This window comes from Tenacibaculum skagerrakense (assembly GCF_004345825.1).
GTDB lineage: Bacteria > Bacteroidota > Bacteroidia > Flavobacteriales > Flavobacteriaceae > Polaribacter > Polaribacter skagerrakensis.
On sequence record NZ_SLXM01000028.1, the window covers coordinates 1 to 1,952 of the forward strand.

At 37.2% G+C, this 1,952-nt stretch carries 1 protein-coding gene; it reads left to right on the top strand.

Annotation, left to right across the window (positions count from 1 at the left end; genetic code table 11):
* The coding region (locus tag EV195_RS16585) for a SprB repeat-containing protein (protein ID WP_207899802.1) at positions 1-1,952 on the top strand (1,952 nt) is incomplete at both ends.

Consider the following 1,952-nt stretch of genomic DNA (forward strand, 5'->3'; position numbering starts at 1 on the left):
CCAAACCCAATAGCGAGTAGTGCAAGTTTAACACAGGCATATACATGTTTACAAAATGGTGAGATTACTTTTGTAGCTGCTACAGGAGGAACAGCTCCATACACTTATGGAGTAAATGGAGTTTACTCTAATAATTTAGTTTATAGTAATTTAACTGAAGGAACTTATGTTTTAACGGTTCGAGATTCAAACGGATGTCAGTTAAATTTAGCAGATATTGTAATTGATCCATTACCAACTGAGCCTACATTTAGTTACAGTGTATCATATAATTGTGATGGAACAGGAAATGCAACAATTACACCAACGGATCCAAGTTATACCTATACATTAGGAGCGAGTACACAGGCTTCAAATGTGTTTAATAATTTAGCGGTTGGTAATCATACAATTACAGTTGATTACGGAAGTGATTGTACAACTGATGTAATTATTAGTATTTCACCAGGTCAGCAATTTACTGGTTCTATTTTAGGTAGTACTGATTCTACATGTAATGGATCTGATAATGGTACAATTGAAGTAAGTGCTTCAAATTTAACAGGATCAACATATGAAGTTTCAGTAGATAATGGTGCTAGTTGGTCAACCACTGGAGATAATCCATATAGAGTAGTTGGTTTGGCAGCAGGTACTTATGATGTTATTATAAGAGAAACTTCTGGTTCTATTATTTGTGATGTTAATCTAGGTCAGGTTACAATATCAGAGCCAGACTTACTACAAGTTACAGGTACTATTACTACAGCCCCAAGCTGTACTGGTGCTGGTACAGCCACTGTTACAGTTCAAGGATCAGGAGGAATACCTCCTTATGAATATAGTATAGACAATGGTGCCACTTGGCAAACTTCTACTGTTTTTGCAAATTTAACCCCTGGTAGTTACACCGTTAATATTAGAGATACAAATTTATGTACTGAGTGTGGTTGTTCAACCAATCCTTTTGAGAATGGTGGTTTTGAAGATACAAGCGTAACGGTTACTACATTTAGAATTGTTGATGAAAATCAAATTCCAGGTTGGGAAACAACAGCATCAGATAATAGAATAGAAATTTGGAGATCTGGATTTAATGGTGTGCCAGCATCTGAAGGAAATCAATTTGCAGAATTAAATGCAAATTTACCTTCATCTCTGTATCAAGAATTTTGTACTAGAGAAGGTGATATAATTAACTGGTCTGTAGATCATAGAGGAAGATCGGGGGTAGATGTTGCAGAGGTAAGAATTGGTGGAACACTATCAACAGCATCTGTTGTACAAACTATGTCTGATGGTAATTCAGCATGGGGTTCTTACTCAGGAAGTTATACAGTTCCTGCAGGACAAACAACTACCATCATAGCGTTTGAAGCAGTTTCAACTGCATCTGGTAGTTTATCAGTAGGGAACTTTATCGACAATGTGAGTATGACTGTTAACCAAGTTGGTTGTACGCCTTTTGAGATTGTTATCCCGAGCCCACCAGCAGTTACACATACTGCAGTTCCAACTGTATGTTATGATGGAACTAATGGACAAATTGCAATTACTGCAGATACAGGTTCTGGAGATTACAATTTCAGTATTGATAATGGAGCAAGCTGGCAAGTGCCAAGTCCTACCACCGCAACAAGTTATACATTCACAGGTTTAGCACCAGGTACCTATACAGTTTTAGTTCGTGATGGTTTAGGTTGTGTTTCAACACCATCAACTGAAACAATTAATGCACAATTAACAGGAACAGTTGCAACTACTCCTGTAACCTGTAATGATGGAAGTGTAACAGTAACAGCAAGTGGAGGAGATGGAACTTATGAGTATTCAGTTGTTCCAACAGGGAACGCTGCATCATTCCAAGCGGGTAATACCTTTGCTATTTCAGTAGCAGGAGATTATGATGTTACGATTAGAGATGGATTAAATTGTACCTATACAGAAACAATTACAGTTGGATCAATTACCAA